The 20,510-nt window shown below is 53.2% G+C and carries 13 protein-coding genes; 8 read left to right on the top strand and 5 right to left on the bottom strand.

Going from position 1 to position 20,510, the window contains the following annotated elements:
* Positions 1 to 742: 742 nt before the first annotated feature.
* From ACQE3Z_RS02205 to rcsB, 3 genes are read left to right on the top strand one after another with little or no spacing between them, the layout of a single operon-like run.
* Positions 743 to 1,897 carry an MFS transporter gene (locus ACQE3Z_RS02205; RefSeq protein WP_426971928.1) on the top strand — a complete coding sequence of 385 codons (1,155 nt, stop codon included), beginning with the start codon at positions 743 to 745 and terminating at the stop codon, positions 1,895 to 1,897.
* Between the two features lie 23 nt (positions 1,898 to 1,920).
* Positions 1,921 to 4,578 (top strand): phosphotransferase RcsD, encoded by a 2,658-nt coding sequence (gene rcsD / locus ACQE3Z_RS02200; RefSeq protein ID WP_426971927.1) that lies wholly within the window; start codon positions 1,921 to 1,923, stop codon positions 4,576 to 4,578.
* Position 4,579: 1 nt separating this feature from the next.
* Positions 4,580 to 5,233 carry a response regulator transcription factor RcsB gene (rcsB, locus tag ACQE3Z_RS02195; protein ID WP_085071058.1) on the top strand — a complete coding sequence of 218 codons (654 nt, stop codon included), beginning with the start codon at positions 4,580 to 4,582 and terminating at the stop codon, positions 5,231 to 5,233.
* Positions 5,234 to 5,408: 175 nt separating this feature from the next.
* On the opposite strand, the gene rcsC is transcribed toward rcsB, so the two are convergent.
* Together rcsC and gyrA are read right to left on the bottom strand one after the other, a co-directional pair.
* Complete coding sequence (gene rcsC, locus ACQE3Z_RS02190; RefSeq protein ID WP_426971926.1) at positions 5,409 to 8,261, bottom strand: two-component system sensor histidine kinase RcsC; 2,853 nt, start codon at positions 8,259 to 8,261, stop codon at positions 5,409 to 5,411.
* 495 nt (positions 8,262 to 8,756) lie between these two features.
* Positions 8,757 to 11,393: a DNA topoisomerase (ATP-hydrolyzing) subunit A gene (gene gyrA / locus ACQE3Z_RS02185; protein ID WP_426971925.1), complete on the bottom strand. Its 2,637-nt coding sequence runs from the start codon at positions 11,391 to 11,393 to the stop codon at positions 8,757 to 8,759.
* Positions 11,394 to 11,567: 174 nt separating this feature from the next.
* On the opposite strand from gyrA, the gene ubiG reads away from it, so the two are divergent.
* Positions 11,568 to 12,290, top strand: coding sequence for a bifunctional 2-polyprenyl-6-hydroxyphenol methylase/3-demethylubiquinol 3-O-methyltransferase UbiG (gene ubiG / locus ACQE3Z_RS02180; protein WP_426971924.1), 723 nt, complete (start codon positions 11,568 to 11,570; stop codon positions 12,288 to 12,290).
* Between the two features lie 72 nt (positions 12,291 to 12,362).
* Here ubiG and ACQE3Z_RS02175 read toward each other — a convergent pair whose 3' ends face one another.
* Entirely contained in the window at positions 12,363 to 13,283 is a 921-nt protein-coding gene (locus ACQE3Z_RS02175; protein ID WP_426971923.1) for a LysR substrate-binding domain-containing protein, read from the bottom strand.
* Between the two features lie 357 nt (positions 13,284 to 13,640).
* On the opposite strand from ACQE3Z_RS02175, the gene ACQE3Z_RS02170 reads away from it, so the two are divergent.
* From ACQE3Z_RS02170 to ACQE3Z_RS02155, 4 genes are read left to right on the top strand one after another with little or no spacing between them, the layout of a single operon-like run.
* Positions 13,641 to 14,969: an MFS transporter gene (locus ACQE3Z_RS02170; protein WP_426971922.1), complete on the top strand. Its 1,329-nt coding sequence runs from the start codon at positions 13,641 to 13,643 to the stop codon at positions 14,967 to 14,969.
* A gap of 35 nt (positions 14,970 to 15,004) precedes the next feature.
* Entirely contained in the window at positions 15,005 to 15,754 is a 750-nt protein-coding gene (locus ACQE3Z_RS02165; protein WP_426971921.1) for an SDR family NAD(P)-dependent oxidoreductase, read from the top strand.
* Between the two features lie 21 nt (positions 15,755 to 15,775).
* Entirely contained in the window at positions 15,776 to 16,618 is an 843-nt protein-coding gene (locus ACQE3Z_RS02160) for a transketolase (RefSeq protein ID WP_426971919.1), read from the top strand.
* A complete protein-coding gene (locus ACQE3Z_RS02155) occupies positions 16,618 to 17,616 on the top strand; it encodes a transketolase family protein (protein WP_426971918.1) in 999 nt (332 codons plus the stop codon). Before ACQE3Z_RS02160 ends, ACQE3Z_RS02155 begins: the two co-directional genes overlap by 1 nt.
* Positions 17,617 to 17,665: 49 nt before the next feature.
* On the opposite strand, the gene ACQE3Z_RS02150 is transcribed toward ACQE3Z_RS02155, so the two are convergent.
* Both ACQE3Z_RS02150 and ACQE3Z_RS02145 read right to left on the bottom strand, forming a co-directional pair.
* Complete coding sequence (locus ACQE3Z_RS02150) at positions 17,666 to 18,346, bottom strand: oligogalacturonate-specific porin KdgM family protein (RefSeq protein WP_426971916.1); 681 nt, start codon at positions 18,344 to 18,346, stop codon at positions 17,666 to 17,668.
* Between the two features lie 59 nt (positions 18,347 to 18,405).
* Positions 18,406 to 20,457: a right-handed parallel beta-helix repeat-containing protein gene (locus ACQE3Z_RS02145; RefSeq protein ID WP_426971915.1), complete on the bottom strand. Its 2,052-nt coding sequence runs from the start codon at positions 20,455 to 20,457 to the stop codon at positions 18,406 to 18,408.
* Positions 20,458 to 20,510: the final 53 nt, after the last annotated feature.

The raw sequence follows: 20,510 nt of genomic DNA, 5'->3' as shown, positions 1-20,510 counted from the left end.
TTAATAAAATTAATCGATGGCACCAAAATGGGGCAACGCAATTTTATTTTTGTTACATGCGTGCTGGCTAATCCCTTGATATCACGCTGTCTGCACGCGAAGCGCCGCTGTCCTTGTTAAGCTGAGGTGCCGCTTAACATTGTGCCGCCTTTGACTGTTACGCAGCGGGAATATTTAGGAATTAACCTAGGGGCTAAAATGTAGTTTCTGGCGTAGCCGACTACCTCAATCAGCGCTTCCCGCGCTCTTTAGCTGTAGGTGAAAAATGCGGCGACGCTGAATAAATCGGCAACATCGTGTGAAATAAGCGGGCTTCGTTGGGCGACCGGTAAAAAACGGGGCGCGTCGGCCCCGTTGTTGAGTACAAGCGCAGCCTGAGGAAAGCGATCGTGCCTGTATGCGGCAAATCCTGCGACAGGGGGAACACTGCTACAATCTGCCGTCTGGGGTTCTGCTACCCTCGGCGCAGTTTTCCTTCATCTTTAACAGCTGTTTTCGCAGAAATGCCATTATCCTTAATTTGACTTATGGCAAGGTGACGCGCCTGATTTTGCCACTTTTAGCCAGGAACTTTCCTGAAAAAGCGCTCCGGCGGCGAAAACTGATTAACAACCTCCATTTTATCGTTTAATAACCTTGCTGGCGCAGAATAGCTGTAGCCGCCATCTCCCGATGAAACGCTGCTCTGCCGGTTGATTTTGTGTTAAAAAGGAACCCCTTTGCGCATCATGGATACTGACCAATGACCTCAGCGGATGTTGAACAGACACGGAAAAGCCAGCCTACCGTGCAGCTGGCCACGCGGATCATTTTTCTGATTGCGGGCATCGGCGTTTCAACCTGGGCACCGCTGGTGCCATTTGCCAAATCGCGCCTGGACGTTAGCGATGCGGCACTGGGCGGCCTGCTGCTGTTTCTCGGCCTTGGCTCGTTGATCGCCATGCCGCTGACCGGATCGCTGGTGGGCAAACAGGGCTGCAAGCGCGTGATCGTCTGCTCATCCCTGATTGTGATGCTGATGTTGCCTTTTATGGCGACGCTCTCCTCTCCCGTCACGCTGGCGCTGGCGCTGATGCTGTTCGGTGCCGCAATAGGCACCCTGGACGTAGCGATGAATATTCAGGCTGTAGAAGTTGAGAAAGCAGCTGAGCGCACCATGATGTCCGGTTTTCACGGTTTTTATAGCATCGGCGGGATCGCAGGCGCGGGGCTGGTCAGCGCGCTGCTGTGGCTGGGATTGTCGCCGCTACAGGCGGTGCTGGCGATGCTGCTGTTGCTGCTTCTGCTACTGCTGGCCAGCCAGCGCGGGATGCTGACGGAACGGATGCATCAGCAGGATACCCCCTTGTTTGTGGTGCCGCGCGGCTGGGTGCTGTTCCTCGGTGTGCTCTGTTTTATTCTGTTTCTTACCGAAGGCGCAGTGCTGGACTGGAGCGCCCTGCTGCTGACGCAGGAACGCAAAATGCCCGCCGCACAGGCCGGGCTGGGCTACGCGGTCTTTTCCATCGCCATGAGTATTGGTCGTTTGACCGGCGACCGGATCGTTAACCGCTTCAGTAATCGTCTGGTACTGGCGGGCGGCTGTCTTTGCGCCGCGCTGGGCGTGCTGCTGCTGATTAGCGTTGATAACGTGACAATTGCGCTGCTGTCGTTTTTACTGATTGGCTTTGGCGCGGCTAATACGGTACCGATCCTGTTCAGCGCCGCCGGGCGTCAAACTGTGATGCCGGTAAATATGGCGGTTTCCGCCATGACAACCATCGGTTATGCCGGTATTCTGGCAGGTCCGGCGTTAATCGGTTTTGTGGCTCACGGCTTTGGCCTGGTGACCGCGTTTGCTGCCATCGTGGTTCTTTTGGTGGCAGTTGCTGCCAGCGCACGGCTGGTAACACGTTAAATGGTCAGGTACCCCCTTTCATCATGATGTACAAGTTTCCTTTATCTTCCAGCAACGTTACGCGTTTTTTCGTGATGTTTATTCTGCTGCTGTTGCTGGCGCTGGGCTTTATGGTCCATAACGCGGTTAATACCTGGCTGCTGGAAAAACGCTATGCCATGGCGGATATTACCCGCTCGGTGCAAAAACGCATCGATACCTATCGCTTTGCGACCTGGCAGATTTATGAGAACCTGGCGGCCAGCGCGGCCGGAAGTACTCCCTCTGCCAGCCTGCAGGAAACCCGGCTGCGTCCTGACGTCTACTATCTGGAAAAGATGCGGCGTAAAACCGAGGCGCTGATCTTCGGCTCGCACGACAGCAGCACGCTGGATATGACGCTGCGCATGTCTAATTACCTGGATACCCTTTGGGGTGCGGAAAACAGCACCTGGTCGATGTATTTTCTTAATGGGCAGGATAATAGCCTGATTTTGATCTCTACCCTGCCGCTGAAAGATATGGCGACGCGCTATAAAGAGAGCGCAATCAGCAATATCGTTGATGCGCGGCGTGCAGAGATGCTGCAGCAGGCTAACGCGCTGGATGAGCGCGAAAGCTTCTCGCCGCTGCGCCGTTTCGCCTGGCAAAACGATCACTATTTTACCGTGCGCACTACCTTTAATCAGCCCGGCCATCTGGCTACCGTGGTTGCGTTCGATATGCCGATTAACGATCTTATCCCGCATAATATGCCGCTGGAAAATTTCCAGCTTAAGCAGGATGTCGTTCTGAGCAGCAGCACGGATAACGAAGATGAGTTACAAAATACCCGCATCACGCTCAATAATCCCAACATAGAGATTGCAGCTTCGCTGCCCAGCACGCCGCAGCAGCTGATTTATCGCATCCCGCTGAGTACGCTTGCTTTAGATACGCTGCGCAATTTGATGTGGCCGCTGATGGCCAACCTGCTGTTGCTGTTAATGTCGCTGGCCGGCTTATTTTTGCTACGCCAACAGTCGCTGCGTCCGGGAGAAAATCAGAGCGCCGAGCTGGATGCGCTGCGTATGCTTAACGAGGAGATCGTCAGCAGCCTGCCGGTTGGCCTGCTGGTTTATGACTTCGCCAGCAATCGCACCATTATCAGCAACAAAATCGCCGAACACCTGCTGCCGCATCTAAACCTGCAGAAGATCGTTAATATGTCCGATCAGCATCAGGGCGTGCTGCAGGCGACGGTTAATAACGAAGTGTATGAGATTCGCCATGCCCGCAGCCATCATTCGCCACATACGCAGCTGTTTCTGATGCGCGATCAGGATCGCGAGCTGCTGGTGAATAAAAAATTGCAGAAGGCGCAGCAGGTGCTGGATCGTAATCATCAACTGCGTCAACAGCTGATGCAGAATCTTGGACATGCGCTGCATCGTCCGCTGCAGCAGGTTGTGGCTCAGTTGCAAACGCTCAGCGAAACCAGCGACGATGACCATGCGCACGACGCGCTGGAAAATAGCCAGGCGCTGGCCCGTCTGGTGGATGATATTGTGCTGCTGAACCGACTGGAAACCCATGACTGGGCTCCGGATGCTGCCTCATTTAATCTGCAATCTCTGCTGGATGAACTGACGCTGGAACTGCTGCCGCTGTCACGCCGTAAAGGATTGACGCTGCTGGTACGCAACCACCTTAACAGCGATGAGATGCGCTTTGGCGATAGTCGCGCTATTTATAAGGTGCTGGCCACTCTGCTTCACTATTCGCTTACCACCACCAGCTGGGGCAAGATAACGCTGGAGGTCGAGTCCCCTGCCGATCGTCCCGATCGTTTGAATATTCAGATTGTGGATACCGGCGCGGGTCTGACGCGCGATGAACTGGGCAATAATGATTTCCCGTTCCTTGGTGAAACCACTGAGGATCGTTTTGGGCAGGCTTCCGGCCTCGCCTTTTTCCTGTGCCGTCAGCTGTGCAAACAGATGGGCGGTCATCTGGAGATTCTGGCCCGGCCAGATATCGGCACGCGCTACAGCATTTTGTTGCATGTGCCGCCGGAACATCAACAGCAGCAGGAAGAGAAGCTGCTGGAAGATGTCATTATGCTTATCGACATCGCAGTCGATGACATTCGCAAAATCGTCACCCATCAGTTAGAAAACTGGGGTGCGAAGTGCATTACGCCGGATGAACGTTTTGCCGGCCAAACGCACGATATCCTGATCACTGACGATCCGGCGCGGCTTTCCGGCTGGTCGTTGTTGCTGACGGATAATGAACTGGGCTTTACCGTCCTGAATGAACAGCAGTATCGGGTTAACTTTAACCTGAGTAGCGCGTTGCAGGATGCGCTGTTACAGCTAATTGAGAAACAGCTATCTCAGGATATGTCGCCTGCCGGAGAAGATGAAGAAGAGGAAGCCGTTCCGCTTATCAGCGGGGGGTACTACCAGCTATTTGTCGAGACAGTACCGGAAGATGTACAGAGACTGTATACTGAGGCGTCGAACAGGGATTACGCGACGCTTGCTCAGACAGCGCATCGCCTGAAAGGGGTATTTGCCATGCTTAATCTGGTACCCGGCAAGGAGCTTTGTGAACAGCTGGAACAGCACATTAAAGCGAGTGACGATTTAAACATCAAAAATACCACCAGTGACATTGACGCTTACGTCAATCAACTGCTGCAGCAAGGTAACCAATAAGATGAATAATTTGAACGTAATTATTGCCGATGACCATCCAATTGTTCTGTTTGGCATTCGTAAATCTCTTGAACAGATTGAATGGGTCAACGTAGTTGGTGAGTTTGAAGACTCGACAGCATTGATTAACAGCCTTTCCAAACTGGACGCCAACGTCCTGATCACCGATCTCTCCATGCCTGGCGAAAAATATGGCGACGGCATTACGCTGATCAAATATATCAAACGTCACTATCCGGATCTGTCGATTATTGTTCTGACCATGAACAATAACCCGGCAATTCTCAGCGCCGTGCTGGACCTGGATATCGAAGGCATCGTACTGAAACAGGGTGCGCCGACCGACCTGCCGAAAGCGCTGGCAGCACTGCAGAAAGGGAAGAAATATACCCCGGAAAGCGTGGCCAAGCTGCTGGAGAAAATCAGCGCCGGCGGCTACGGTGACAAACGCCTGTCGCCGAAAGAGAGTGAAGTATTGCGCCTGTTCGCTGAAGGCTTCCTGGTGACCGAGATCGCCAAGAAGCTGAACCGCAGTATCAAAACCATCAGCAGCCAGAAAAAATCAGCAATGATGAAACTGGGCGTTGATAACGATATTGCGCTGCTGAACTATCTCTCTTCGGTCAGCACTACCGCCCCGATGGACAAAGAGTAAGCCGCCATAACGCGTCACGGAAGACGCGTTATGAATGAAGCTCTGCTACCGTCATGGTAAACATCAACAGCGTTTCCTGTTTATTGGCTGCGTTACCAGGGCCAACGATTCGTACATGGCGCAAATCAGCAAGTGAATCCATTCCGTCATTTTTACATTGCGAATGCCTCACGACCTATACGCCGCGCACTTTTCTGACGCGCTCGGCATAAATCGCCAGCGAGGTTTTTAACGTATCGAGCGTAACTGGCTTCGATAAACAGTTATCCATGCCCGCCTCCATACAGCGCTGCTTCTCTTCCGCCAGCGCGTTGGCGGTAACGCCAATAATCGGGAACGTTTGTCCCAGCTGGCGTAAGCGCTGCGTCAGACGATAACCATCCATATTCGGCATATTGACGTCGGTCAGCACAATATCGATTTCGCTGCGGCTAATCACATTAAGCGCATCCACGCCGTCCTGCGCCGTTTTCACCCGATAGCCCAGCGAACTAAGCTGATCGGAAAGCAGCATACGGTTGATAGGATGGTCGTCCACCACCAGAATCAGGATATCGTGATTATCCACGCCTGGCTGCTCCGGCACCGGCAACGATGCCAGACCATCCGGCACTTCAACCAGCACGCTGTAAATTTTGCCCAGCAACGCTGGCAGTTCATGCGGCATCGCGGTGCTGTGGATCCAGCGTCCGGGTTTGACCTCATACGGCACGTCAATGTGCGCGCCGTCAAACAGGATGATCGCGCGCACCGGCTGTTCTGGCTGGAAGTCGTAATCAGTAATAATCACATCATCCGCCCGCCATTGCTGGTCGTTAAGGCGCTTCACCTGAATCCCGTGCGCCTGCAACAGCCGCGTCATAAAGGCAGCCAGGGCATCGTTACGCAGCGCCAGCCAGATCTGCTTATCTTCCAGACCTTCATGCAACACCGGCGCCATCACCTGACTGTTGTAGAGCGGGATACGCACAATAAACTGACTGCCCATGCCCGGTTCAGATTCCACTTCAATGTCGCCATCCATCATATTGATCAGCTTTTCACAGATTGCCAGCCCAAGGCCGGTTCCCTGAAAATTACGCTGCACCCCGGTTCCCACCTGAAAGAACGGATCGAACAGCCGGGTGATCTCTTTGTTGGCGATGCCGACACCGGTATCACGTACGCGCACCGCCAGGTAACCCTCGCGAACATAGGCATGGAGAATAATGCAGCCGGTATGGGTAAATTTAATGGCGTTGTTGAGCAGGTTGGAAATCACCTGCTGCAGGCGCATCGGATCGCCATCCAGCGCAACCGGCACGTCATATTCAATAAAGCAGTAAAGCGTCAGACGCTTTTTCACCACCAACGATAAATAGTTGGCGGTGATATGCGTAATGATCTCACGTGGCGCAAAAGGACGCGGCTCGATTTGCAGCTGTTCCGACTCAATTTTAGAGAAGTCGAGGATGTCGCTAATGATTTTCAGCAGCAGGCTGGAGGAGTTGTTCATCGCTGTCACCAGCGAATCCACCCCTTTCGGCAGCTGTTTGGTTTGCAGCAGATCCAGATTGCCGATAATCCCATACAGCGGCGTACGCAGCTCATGGCTGACGGTTGCCAGGAACATTGATTTAGACTGACTGGCCTGCTCGGCCGCCTGCGCCATCTCCTGCAGCGACTCTTCCATTTTCACGCGCGCGCTAACGTCCACCAGCACGCAAATCGCTACGTTTTCATTACGATAGCGTGAATGCACGAAACTGATCTGCAGATTGGTATTGCTGCCGGTGAGCAGATCGACAAAGTTAACCTGCTGGCCGCTGATGATTTCCGTTAGCTTCTGGCGATCTTCCTGCGTCAGCATGGTGAGATAGTTATGTGCCAGCTCATTACTCAGAATATTGGTGCCATCACGGGTGCGCAGAATACAGATGCCAACCGGCGCAGAAGCCACAATTTTCCGGTTAAACTGCTCATGCTCTTCCAGCCGGTGCGCATTTTCCTCTGCCGGCAGGAACATCCGGCGTTCAAACAGCCAGGCCAGGGTAAAGAGAATAACCGCGCTGATCAAATTCAACAGGATGGCATTAATCATTAACAGCTTAAGCCGATCCACCAGCACATCGGTCGGCACTGAATAGATAATGCTTAAATTAGAAGGATGCAGAGTCTTCTTCAGCACCAGCTGTTTATAGTTATCAACGTAGCCAAACCAGGCTTTCTTATCAGGCACCTCATCAAGCGAGAACGCGACGCGTCCCCGGTTGGAGGAGAGCACCGGCTGATTGGCCTCATTCACCAGCGTGGCGGTGACCGGCAGGCTGCCCGGCGTGACAAAATCATCCAGACGGATATTTTGCTCAATGCCCAGCAGCGCCTCCAGCTTGTTGGCGATATAAATGGGCGTAATCATATAGAAATAGCCGACGCCAGGCTGCCCGTTATTGCTTACCCAATAGAGGCTGCTTTTGCGCTCGTCCGTGCTGCTGTTGCGATAGCGCAAAATGCGCTCGTTCAGGGTTTTTACCGTGCGCTCGCGATCCACCGAACCGTTGCCGATACCAAAATCGGCCATACACAGCCCTTCGCCGCCGATAAAAAACACCCGGTTCAGCTCATAGGCGGAGGCGAAATTAGTTTTCCAGTAGTTCAGAAAATAGCTGAGTGATTCCAGCGAGCTGCGCCAGGTGTTGCTCATGGCGGAACAGTTTGAATTGGCGACCAGCGGAGAAAACTGCGGCAGCGTGACTTTGCCAGGAAAAACGCCGTTCAGCACGTCTGTGCCGTTGGCGCTGTTGTTCAGTCGGTTCTCGGCAATATATTTTAGCTGGCGAGTAATATCAGCGGAGTGACGCACGTACCACTGCGCCTGGTCATAGTTAAGCGTAAACTCCTGACGCACCTGCGCTTCTTGCTCATGCAAAATGCTGATAACGTAGAACGCCGTTAACAGCGCCCCCAGCGACCAGAGCATCAGCGCCAGCGCGCGAAACAGGTAGCGGGAAATCCTTAGCGTTGTGCGAAACGAAACGAGATATTTCAAGGGAAAGCCCCGGCGCAACCGCCGACAATAATTAAAATTTTTTGATCCCGCTACAGTAGCGGCAGATGGCGAAAAAAGCCAGACGTTAGCCGCATTCCGCCTCGCTGTTCAGACTAAATATCCTCTCTCATCGCGTATCGCCATCGCATAACCGGCAATCGCAACCTGATTCACCGATTTACTGGCCGCCTCAGGCTCGCTTACAGGGCGGTGCCGATCTCATAACCAACGGCACTTCTCGCCTCTTCCTCTCATATTTTTACGTGGCGAACGCACCCAGCTCTTGCAGCGTCTCCGCCAATAGTGTGAGTCCGGCTGCCTGACTATTTCAGAAAGATTGCCTGAAAACTTTTACGTCTTTGAGCCGTATCCGGCCAGGATTGAAGGCGAAAAAAACGGGCCAGCAGCTGCCTGGCCCGTTATATGTAGCGCTTGCTGTGATAATTTTTATCGCGTGATGGATTAACCCACTACGACAAAACAGCAAGCGGGCGATTACTCTTCTTCGCCGTCCGGAATATCATCATCATTTTCTACTTCCGGGGCGATATCGTCCTCCCCTTCAGCGACGCTGCCATCGATGGCATCCAGCTCTTCTTCTTCCACTGGCTCAGCAACGCGCTGCAGGCCAACCACGTTTTCATCCGCTGCGGTACGGATCAGGATCACGCCCTGGGTGTTACGACCAACAATGCTGACTTCCGATACGCGGGTGCGCACCAGGGTTCCGGCATCGGTGATCATCATGATCTGATCGCTGTCTTCGACCTGCACCGCGCCGATAACCGGCCCGTTGCGATCGGTGACTTTGATCGAGATAACGCCCTGCGTCGCACGCGATTTGGTCGGGTATTCGCTGTTTGCGGTGCGTTTACCGTAGCCGTTCTGCGTTACCGTCAGAATTGCGCCCTCTTCACGCGGCACAATCAGCGAGACCACGCGATCCCCTTCCGCCAGCTTGATGCCGCGGACGCCGGAAGCGGTACGGCCCATGGCGCGCACGGCCTGCTCGGAGAAGCGCACCACTTTACCGGCGGCAGAGAACAGCATCGCTTCGTTGCTGCCATCGGTCAGCGCCACGCCGATCAGCTCATCATCTTCACGCAGGTTGACGGCGATAATACCGGCGCTGCGCGGACGGCTGAACTCGGTCAGCGAGGTTTTCTTCACGGTGCCGCTGGCGGTCGCCATAAAGATATTGGTGCCTTCGGTGTATTCACGCACCGGCAGAATGGCGGTAATACGCTCGTTGGCTTCCAGCGGCAGCAGGTTGACGATAGGACGTCCACGTGCGCCACGGCTCGCTTCCGGCAGCTGATAGACTTTCATCCAGTAGAGTCGGCCACGGCTGGAGAAGCAGAGAATGGTATCGTGGGTATTCGCCACCAGCAGGCGATCGATAAAGTCCTCTTCCTTGATACGTGCTGCCGATTTACCTTTGCCGCCGCGACGCTGTGCTTCGTAATCGGAAAGCGGCTGATACTTCACGTAGCCCTGATGTGACAGGGTAACCACGACATCTTCCTGATTGATCAGATCTTCGATATTAATATCGGCGCTGTTCGCGGTGATTTCGGTACGACGCTGGTCACCAAACTGATCGCGAATGGCTTCCAGCTCTTCACGGATCACTTCCATCAGGCGATCGGCGCTTTCCAGAATGTGGATCAGCTCGGCAATCTGTTCCAGCAGCTCTTTGTATTCGTCCAGCAGCTTCTCATGTTCCAGACCGGTCAGCTTCTGCAGACGTAAATCCAGAATAGCCTGCGCCTGCTGCTCGGTCAGATAGTAGCGACCATCGCGAATACCAAACTGCTCTTCCAGCCACTCCGGACGTGCAGCATTATCGCCCGCACGCTCCAGCATGGCGGAAACATGACCCAGCTCCCACGCCTGCGCAATCAACCCGGCTTTCGCTTCGGCCGGCGTTGGCGCACGGCGGATAAGCTCAATAATCGGATCGATATTCGCCAGCGCAATCGCCAGACCTTCAAGGATATGCGCGCGGTCGCGAGCCTTACGCAGTTCGAAAATGGTACGGCGCGTGACGACTTCACGGCGATGACGCACGAAAGCCTGAAGAATATCCTTCAGCGCCATAATTTTCGGCTGGCCCTGATGCAGCGCCACCATATTGATGCCAAAAGAGACCTGCAGCTGCGTCAGCGAATAGAGGTTATTCAACACCACTTCCGCTACCGCATCGCGCTTCACCTCAACCACGATACGCATACCGTCTTTGTCAGACTCGTCACGCAGCGCGCTGATGCCTTCGATACGCTTGTCTTTCACCAGTTCAGCGATTTTCTCGATCAGGCGCGCTTTGTTGACCTGATAGGGAATTTCGTGAATCACGATGGTTTCACGTCCGGTTTTGGCATCGGTTTCCACCTCACCACGGGCGCGGATATAGATTTTGCCGCGACCCGTGCGATAGGCTTCTTCGATACCGCGACGACCGTTGATGATGGCGGCAGTAGGGAAATCCGGTCCCGGGATATGCTCCATCAGCCCTTCGACGCTGATATTTTCATCGTCGATGTAGGCCAGACAGCCGTTAATCACTTCGGTAAGGTTGTGCGGCGGAATGTTAGTCGCCATACCAACCGCGATACCGGAAGACCCGTTGACCAGCAGGTTAGGTACTTTGGTGGGCAACACTTCCGGAATCTGTTCAGTGCCGTCGTAGTTCGGCACAAAATCCACGGTCTCTTTATCCAGATCCGCCAACAGTTCGTGGGCGATTTTTGACATGCGCACTTCGGTGTAACGCATCGCTGCGGCGGAGTCGCCGTCAATGGAACCGAAGTTGCCCTGCCCATCCACCAGCATATAACGCAGCGAAAACGGCTGTGCCATACGCACAATGGTGTCATAAACGGCAGAGTCGCCGTGCGGGTGATATTTACCGATGACGTCGCCAACGACACGGGCAGATTTTTTGTAAGGTTTGTTCCAGTCGTTCCCCAGCACGCTCATGGCAAAAAGCACGCGGCGATGGACAGGTTTCAGGCCATCGCGAACATCTGGTAATGCACGGCCAACGATGACCGACATGGCGTAATCGAGGTAAGAGCTCTTCAGTTCTTCTTCGATATTAACCGGTGTGATTTCTCTGGCAAGGTCGCTCATGGAGCCGCTATCCCTCTACATTTATCCCGGATTTAAAGGTGCGAAAGTATATCACATTGCAACCTGTCGGTGAACGGAAAGCAGCGTTTTAAGCGCGCTTTCCCCTTTGGCGTGCCGTGCTGATTGCTGCGAGAAGATGTATACTCCGGGAAACTTTGTCAGGAGTAGAAAAAGATGAATGCGAGAGCGCAGATGAACAATGTGGATCAGGCTGAAATCGCCAAATTTGAAGCGGTGGCATCACGCTGGTGGGATCTGGAGGGTGAATTTAAGCCACTGCACCGCATTAATCCGCTGCGCCTTGGCTATATTGCCCAGCACGCGGGCGGCCTGTTCGGCAAAAAAGTGCTGGATGTGGGCTGCGGCGGCGGTATTCTCGCTGAAAGCATGGCGCGTGAAGGTGCGCAGGTGACCGGCCTGGATATGGGTGCGGAGCCGCTGGAAGTTGCGCGTCTGCATGCGCTGGAGAGCGGCGTAAAGGTCGATTACATACAGCAGACGGTGGAAGATCACGCAGACCAGTATGCTGGCAACTATGATGTGGTTACCTGCATGGAGATGCTGGAGCATGTGCCAGATCCGCGCTCGGTGGTGCTGGCCTGCGCTCAGCTGGTCAAACCGGGCGGCGACGTATTTTTCTCTACCATTAACCGCAATGCAAAATCCTGGCTGATGGCGGTGGTTGGCGCGGAGTATGTGCTGCGCATGGTGCCGCGCGGCACGCATGATGCGAAGAAATTTATTCGCCCGGCGGAGCTGCTGCACTGGGTAGATGAAACCCCACTGCGCGAAAAACACATTATCGGCCTGCACTATAATCCGCTGCGTGACAGCTTCCGTCTTGCCCCTGGCGTTGACGTCAATTACATGCTGCATACGCGCCACGGCGAGAACTGATCGGCCATTTGGCCGGAGACACAGGCCAGCGTAACCGGGCGCTCCCCCGCGCCCGGTTAGCCGCCCGCGCGGCTACAGGTGAAAACCGCTGGCCTGCAGCTCATGCTCCAGCCAGCCCAGAAAACGTTGCATTTTTTCCTTTTTTTCACTGGCGTGCGGGAACACTAAATGATGCGCACTTACCGGCATGGCGAAGCTGTCGTTAAATACCGGTTTCAGCTTCCCCGCCTGAATATATTCCTGCGCCAGCAGATCGCTCTCCAGAATAAACCCCATATTCATGCAGGCCGCTTCAAAACTCATATAGGAGCGGTCGAAGCTAAAGACAAAATTTTTATTTTTATATTCTACGCCATGCCATGAAAACCAGACGTCCCAGCCAATTAAGGTGATTTCCGAATTAATTAACTCGTTAACAACCAGCTGTTCGGGGTGCGTTATCGGATGACGTGCCAGATATTCCGGCGAGGCCAACACCACCATTTTTTCATTTTTAATGGTTTTGACATTAAGCGTTGGCCATTCGGCCAGCCCGTGACGAATATCAATATCCAGGTTATCGCGCGCAAACTGCAGGTTTTCATAGGAACAGGTCAAGTTGAGCTGAATATCAGGATGCGCCTGCCTGAACTTGTCCAGACGCTTCATCAGCCAGAGCAGCCCAAAGCTGGGCGAAGAGTGAACCCGCAGGTGCTCATGATGAATATCATGAATGGCCTTTTCCGTGGCCCGCCCGATAAGGGTCAGCGGCCCGGCAATCTCTTTCAAATAGACCTCTCCCGTGAGCGTCAACACCACGCCTTTGCCGTTGCGGGTAAACAACTTCTTGCCTAAAAAACTTTCCAGCGCGGCGATCTGATGGCTGACAGCAGAGGCGGTAACGTTTAAATTTTCTGCTGCGCTATTCAGGCTCCCGGTATTGGCGACCTCAATAAAAGCCAGGATATTCTTTAATGAAGGTAACGGCAGAATATTCTTTTTGCTGACGGTCACGTTATGCTCCTGAAGATCATCATTTGCGCAATGGGAAATTTTATCGTGCAACGACTCGTTAAACAATAAACAGACCCCATTTTACTCACTGACCCCGTTGTTTTTTCTGGCTGACAAATGTGACAACGTTTGCAATTATCTATTTTTACTGTTGACTTACCTCAGGAATTCTCTGCTAAAAATTCGATGTTCCTTTATGACTTCTCTCACGAATCAAATTTTTCTCATCCACAAATGAAGTTTTTTAACTTCCCATTTAATTTTTAATGCATATAGTCAACCTATCTTATTTAATCGAGCTCTATAAAAAATGCATTTAAAACTATTTCCGACGCCATTTATTTAAGAGGCTACCCTATGTTAAAAACAGACGCTGTGCCGTTGACGCAAAGTCGGCAGACACGTTACCGCTTTATTGTGCTTGCGCTGATATTTATTGTCTATGCCGTTAATTATGCAGACAGAACCAATATTGGCGCAGTGCTGCCTTTTATTATCGAAGAATTCCACATTAATAATTTCGAGGCTGGCGCAATCGCCAGTATGTTTTTCCTGGGTTACGCCATAAGCCAGATTCCCGCCGGTTTCTTTATGGCGAAAAAAGGCATTCGCGGCGTCGTAGCGCTATCAATTTTTGGCTTTTCATTTTTTACCTGGCTGATGGGCACCGCTTCATCGGTATTGGCATTAAAATGGATCCGGCTGGGCCTGGGCCTGAGCGAAGGCCCCTGTCCGGTTGGCCTCGCCTCTACCATTAATAACTGGTTTCCCGCCAAAGAGAAGGCTACGGCTACCGGCGTGTTTATTGCCGCCACGATGTTTGCGCCGATTATTGTGCCGCCACTGGCAGTCTGGATTGCGCTCGATTACGGCTGGCGCTGGGTATTTTTCTCTTTCGCTATTCCTGGTATGTTTGTCGCTGTTGCCTGGTATCTGCTGGTGAAAACCCGACCGGAAGAGAGCCGTTTTGTTTCACAGGGCGAGCTGGATATTATCCATGCGGATAACCAACAAGGTAATCAGGCGCGAACGAACTTAGTTATGCATCCTAAATTCGCCTTACTCGATCGCCTTATTCGGGTAAAAAAACTGGAGCCGATTAGCCGCGCTAAAGATCTGTTCAAATCTAAAAATATCATCGGTGATTTCCTCGCTTATTTTATGATGGTCAGCGTGCTTTATGGGTTACTGACCTGGATACCGCTCTACTTAGTACAGGAAAAAGGCTTTACCTTCCTAAATATGGGTTTTGTCGCCACCATGCCCTGCCTGGGCGGATTAATTGGTGCCATCGGCGGCGGATATATTTCTGACAAACTACTGGGAAAACGCCGTAAACCCACCATGATGTTCACCGCTATTACCACCGTTATTATGATGCTGGTGATGCTGCGTATTTCCGGTGATACCTTCACTATTTGCCTCGGCCTGTTTTTTGTCGGGCTGTGCCTTAATATCGGCTGGCCTGCGTTTACCGCCTACGGCATGGCGGTTGCCGACAGTAAAACTTACCCCATCGCCGCCTCCATTATTAACAGCGGCGGTAATTTAGGCGGTTTTGTTTCTCCTATGGTGGCCGGATTTTTACTGGATAAAACCGGCAGCTTCAATGCGGTATTCACTTATTTCGGTATCTGTGCGGCGATAGGGCTGGTGCTTATTTGCCTGCTGGATGAGCCGGAATAACTCACGCGTTATTACGCTTCTGAATGGAGTTAATTATGTTATTACAAGATAAAGTCGCCGTGATTACCGGCGCGGCCTCGGTACGCGGTCTGGGTTTTGCCACCGCCAAACTTTTTGCCAGCCAGGGCGCAAAAGTGGTGATTATCGATCTCGACGCTGAAGCCAGCGCAACGGCAGCCCGGCAGTTGGGTGCTGGTCATCTTGGCCTTGCCGCCAACGTTGCCTGCGAGCAGCAGGTTAACGCGGCAATTGAGCAGGTGCTGGGCGCTTATGGCCGTATTGACATACTGGTCAATAACGCCGGGATCACGCAGCCGATTAAGTTAATGGATATCAAGCGCGAGAACTACGACGCGGTGCTGGACGTCAGCCTGCGCGGTACGCTGCTGATGTCGCAGGCGGTGATCCCCACTATGCGTAGCCAGCAATCAGGCAGCATTGTGTGTATCTCTTCCGTTTCCGCTCAGCGCGGTGGCGGTATTTTCGGTGGGCCGCACTATAGCGCCGCTAAAGCGGGCGTGCTGGGGCTGATGAAAGCAATGGCGCGCGAACTGGGGCCGGATAATATTCGCGTTAACGCCATCACGCCCGGCCTGATCCAAACCGATATCACCGCTGGTAAACTTTCCGATGAGATGCGCCAGTCAATTCTGGCTGGTATTCCTCTGAACCGCCTTGGCGAAGCGGCAGATATCGCTGGCGCAGCGCTGTTCCTCGCCAGTCCCCTTTCCGCTTACTCCACCGGTATCACGCTCGACGTGAACGGCGGAATGCTGATCCATTAATACACCGCAGGGGAATTCACTATGTCACAAACTGAACTACAAAAAGTTGCTGCGGCGGCGTGGCGTATTCGCCGCTATGCCCTGCGCATGGGTGAAGTACAGGGTCAGGGCTATATTGGCCAGGCGCTGGGCATTGCAGACGTACTGGCAACCGCTTTCTGTCACACCATGAATATTCGACCTCAGGAGCCTGAGTGGGAAGGCCGCGATCGCTTTCTGCTCTCGCACGGACATTACGCCATCGCCTATTACGCCGCGCTGATCGAAGCAGGCATCATCCCTGAAAGCGAGCTGGAAACCTATGGCTCGGACGACAGCCGTCTGCCGATGTCCGGCATGGCGACCTATACGCCCGGCATGGAGATCTCCGGCGGCTCGTTGGGACAGGGATTAAGCATTGCCGTTGGCATGGCGCTGGGCCTGAAACAGAAACAGAATCCTGCTCTGGTCATCAATTCCATGTCCGATGGCGAACTGGATGAAGGTTCGACCTGGGAAGCGGCGATGTCCGCAGCGCATTATCAGCTCTCTAATCTGATTAACGTGATTGATGTCAATCGTCAGCAGGCGGACGGCAACTCACAAAAAATCCTCGGTTTTGAGCCGCTGCAGGATAAATGGGCATCTTTCGGCTGGTATGTACAACGCGTAGATGGCAACGATCTGAAACAGGTCATCACCGCATTTGATAACGCAAAAAATCATTCTGAAGCCGTGCCACGCGTCATTATCTGCGACACCCTGATGGGCAAAGGCGTGCCTTTCCTTGAGGCACGCGACAAAAATCACTTTATCCGCGTTGATGCTGACGAATGGCAAAAAGCGCTGGCCATATTAGATACGCAACCACAAGGAGTCGCATAATGTCGCAAACGTCAACCAAACCCCGTTTGACCACCTCTGCGATGATCGCCTCTATCGCGGATGAAGGCCAGGAAACCCGTTCAGCGCCTTTTGGTCACGCGCTGGTCGAACTGGCGCGCCAGCGTCAGGATATCGTTGGAATGACAGCGGACCTGGCGAAATATACTGATTTGCATATTTTCGCTCAGGCCTTTCCGACACGCTTCTTTCAAATGGGCATGGCCGAGCAGCTATTGATGGGCGCTGCGGGTGGCATGGCGAAAGAGGGCTTTGTGCCGTTCGTTACGACTTATGCGGTCTTTGCGACGCGTCGCGCCTACGATTTTATTCATCAGGTGATTGCCGAAGAGCATCTTAATGTCAAAATCGCCGCTGCCCTGCCTGGCCTGACCACCGGCTACGGCCCCAGCCATCAGGCCACCGAAGATATGGCGATTATGCGCGGCGTGCCCGGCATGACCATCATTGATCCCTGCGATGCGCTGGACATAGAGCAGGCGGTGCCAGCAATGGCTGCGCATAATGGGCCGGTTTATCTGCGGCTGCTGCGCGGTAAGGTGCCGGTAGTGTTGGATAAATATGATTATCAGTTTGAAATAGGCAAAGCCAGGCTGCTGGAAGAGGGTCGCGATGTATTGCTGATCACCTCCGGCATTATGACGATGCGCGCGCTGGCGGTAGCGGAGCAACTGCGCAAAGAGAATATCAGCGTGGCAGTGCTGCATTCGCCGACCATCAAGCCGCTGGATGAAGAAACGATCCTGGCACAGGCGGCTAAACCAGGACGCCTGGTGATGACCGCCGAAAACCACAGCGCCGTCGGCGGGCTCAGCGAAGCGGTCGCCTCATTGCTGCTGCGTAAAGGCGTCTATGCGGACTTCGATACCATCAACCTGCCCGATGCGTTTCTGGATGCCGGTGCCCTGCCAACGCTGCACGATCGCTATGGCATCTCCACGGCGGCGATGATCGCGAAGATCAAAGCTCGACTGGGTTAAGCATACGCCGTCGGGTTGCCCGGCGGCGCTTTCACGGTTTCTCGCTGCATCAGAACTTATATTGCAGACCAATACGCAGTCGCGTCTGGCGTTCATCGGTGGTTTTACGCACGCTGATATCACCGACCTCAATATAAGGCGCCCAGCTTTTATTAAATTTCCATAATGCCTTTATGTTTTGCTCGTAGTCCCATTTTTTATTATTAAAACGGATCTGATCGCTGTGTTTGTAGATATAGTTATATTCCACTTTCCAGTCAGTAAAGTCGTAACCTAACCATATTTCACCGCGGTTGGTTTTCATATCCTCTTTATCAGTCTCGCTCTCACGGGTGTATTCATAGCGGTAGCGGCCGTTAATATAGATACCGTTAGCAAACGCATAGCCGGTCATTAAAAAGGGCTTATAAATACTCCTTTCTTCCGAAGATTCCAGGGTAAAGCCCGGCTGTACAAACCACTCTTTGATCGGACGATACTGATAGTTGAGCGTACTTTCAGTGCCGTTACTCACCATATCGCGAAAGGCTTTGTTTTTATTATCGCCTCCCGACCTCCACTTTGCTTCCAGGCCAAAGCCAATACCATTATCAAAGCGATGCGATACGGCGATGCGATCCTTATGGGCTTTGCTGTCATCCAGCCATTCATGACGTACATCGATAGTTACCGCCGCGGTCTGTGTTGAAGCCAGCAGTAATCCGCAGCACATTAAAGTCTGTTTATTCATTGCTTGATCCCATCAGTATTGATACAGAGGTTTTTTATTATTTTATTAAGTTCGAGGCGTTATTTTTCGCTTAATAAAAAATCATTATCTTTTTCAATGCTTCCTGTTACCACATCGGCATATTTCACTGCATTATTTCGCAGTGACAGATTTCCGGCGAACTGACCCTGTTTTTCGGGTTGCGTATAAGGTCCGGCGCGGAAGATAAAATTAAAACGATGGTTATCTACGGCGATATTATTTTTCACCACCAGCATGCCAGGATTAAAATTGTCGGTGAATCCATCCATGCCATTTTCTATCGCTACGCTGTTGGTTATGCGATGCGCAACCGGGATCCCTTCACCGCCGAGCTTGAAACCATTATTGGTATTGCGTAACGCCACGCTATGCTCAATGCTGACCGCGCCGTTGGCACCATCTTCAATCTTGTTGAACAGATCAAAACCGTCATCAGCATTATCATGCGCAAAGCAGGCTACCAGCCGGTTTCCCTCACCCACACGCATTTTTACCGCAAATCCATCCGCATTGATGCGGCCAGCATCCTGATTTCCCCAGGATTCTGCGTGAGCAATCAGGTTATGACTGGCCCACAACGCCCTCCCCACACCTGGCGGCGAGGCGACCCAAATCCCGGTATCATCCGCATGATGGGCGATAACCTGACGGATCTGATTATGGCTGCCGGATATATTGAAACTCTTGTCGGTTACCTCGATATGTTCAATATCCCAATAGCTGGCCGGGAGATTTAATCCATGAAAAACCACCTTTCCTGTCAGCGGCCTGAGCTTTTTAAGTTGATCCCTGCTGCCGCTGCTGGCTGCTGCCAGCGTCGTTAATGGGTAGTCGCCCGGTGCCAGCCATAGCGTACCGCCGGGTGATAACAGTGCTGCCGCCGTCGCGACATCAAGCGGGTGCTGCTGGCTGCCGTCATTCTGCGCGTTACCCTGCGGGGAAGCGTAGAGGCGGCTGGCATCCGCAACGTGCTGCCGCGTAACGGTCAGATTATCCTGCACTACCTCGCCATGCCGGGTTTCCAGCCGGTAATCGATACGGGTGGCGTTGGCACTAAGCGACAGCGGCAGGCTCACCATTTCTCCCGCTTTTAGCGGGCGATCCTGCAGATGCACAATGCCATTACTGCTTACCGTTAACTGCCCGTCATCGCTGCTACGCAGCTGAAACTGATAGCGCGCGGTGGCAGAAACAGCCGCTGAGGCTATTTCAACGCTTACCGGCGGTTGTGGACTGACAAACGGCTGATGCGTCTGGGCCCGATGCTCGCTAAGCGTCAGGCTGGCGCTGTGTACGGTAATGCGGGCGTTACGTGAGGCGAAAAAGCCCACATAATAGGCGTCTGGCTCCAGTACCCTTATCCGCTCCGCATCTCCCGTCTGTTGGCTTTGCCAGTTATCACTGCCTGCTGGTGCCCATGCGGCGCTAAAGCCGGTATCAGTGCGTGCCAGACGCAGTCGAAAACGCGGCGTCTGGCTGAGATCGATCCTGGGCTGGTAAGACTGACGTTTGATCTCTACGCCGGTATTGCCCCACGGCTGGGTGACGCCATTACGGGAAATGAGCGTCGCCTCTACCTGGTGATGCGAACGCTTTTGGGCAGCAACGATCGCATTCATCACCATATTGGCGGCGGCGGGAAACTCTTCGTAACCAGCCTGTACCGGATCGCGGCGTGCTTTGCCGAGCGTATCCCGAACCAGCAGTCCTGCCCCCTCCTGACCCGCCGGTAACGCGCCGTTTTCGGGTCCGAACTGGTCAACGCTGATTTCAGCTTCCAGCTGCATGTTGGCGCTGGCTGGCAGGCGGGTATAATAGAAGGTCAATCCATCATGGCTGTTGCCAATTTTACCGCCGCGACTTTCCAGGATAGCGGGCAAATGCAATCTTTCGCCTTTTGCGCCTGCGCGGCTGCCATCGGCAAAGCTCACCTGATTCAGGCCCACCTTTTCCGGCAGAACATTGGTGGCGAAATTAACGTCGGTTGACTGACCAAAGGTAATCGCGTGCCACTCCAGCGAAGCGGTTTGCGGCAAAGCTGCGGCCGCGCCATTGCTGGCAATAACTAACCATAAACAAGCTTTGTACATTTTGTTTCCTTGAGGCGCAGGTATCCTGGCCCACCCGAAGGATGGGCCTTAAA

Source organism: Pantoea sp. FN0307, assembly GCF_050113815.1.
Classification (GTDB): domain Bacteria; phylum Pseudomonadota; class Gammaproteobacteria; order Enterobacterales; family Enterobacteriaceae; genus Mixta; species Mixta alhagi.
This window is presented reverse-complemented; position numbering and strand designations above follow the sequence as displayed.

What these genes read in the sequence shown, in the direction of transcription:
- ACQE3Z_RS02145 (WP_426971915.1), bottom strand. Translation starts at nt 20,457, where the DNA reads ATGTACAAAGCTTGTTTATGGTTAGTTATTGCCAGCAATGGCGCGGCC.
- rcsD (WP_426971927.1), top strand. Translation starts at nt 1,921, where the DNA reads ATGATGTACAAGTTTCCTTTATCTTCCAGCAACGTTACGCGTTTTTTC.
- gyrA (WP_426971925.1), bottom strand. Translation starts at nt 11,393, where the DNA reads ATGAGCGACCTTGCCAGAGAAATCACACCGGTTAATATCGAAGAAGAA.
- ACQE3Z_RS02155 (WP_426971918.1), top strand. Translation starts at nt 16,618, where the DNA reads ATGTCGCAAACGTCAACCAAACCCCGTTTGACCACCTCTGCGATGATC.
- ACQE3Z_RS02170 (WP_426971922.1), top strand. Translation starts at nt 13,641, where the DNA reads ATGTTAAAAACAGACGCTGTGCCGTTGACGCAAAGTCGGCAGACACGT.
- ACQE3Z_RS02165 (WP_426971921.1), top strand. Translation starts at nt 15,005, where the DNA reads ATGTTATTACAAGATAAAGTCGCCGTGATTACCGGCGCGGCCTCGGTA.
- ubiG (WP_426971924.1), top strand. Translation starts at nt 11,568, where the DNA reads ATGAATGCGAGAGCGCAGATGAACAATGTGGATCAGGCTGAAATCGCC.
- ACQE3Z_RS02160 (WP_426971919.1), top strand. Translation starts at nt 15,776, where the DNA reads ATGTCACAAACTGAACTACAAAAAGTTGCTGCGGCGGCGTGGCGTATT.
- ACQE3Z_RS02205 (WP_426971928.1), top strand. Translation starts at nt 743, where the DNA reads ATGACCTCAGCGGATGTTGAACAGACACGGAAAAGCCAGCCTACCGTG.
- ACQE3Z_RS02150 (WP_426971916.1), bottom strand. Translation starts at nt 18,346, where the DNA reads ATGAATAAACAGACTTTAATGTGCTGCGGATTACTGCTGGCTTCAACA.
- rcsB (WP_085071058.1), top strand. Translation starts at nt 4,580, where the DNA reads ATGAATAATTTGAACGTAATTATTGCCGATGACCATCCAATTGTTCTG.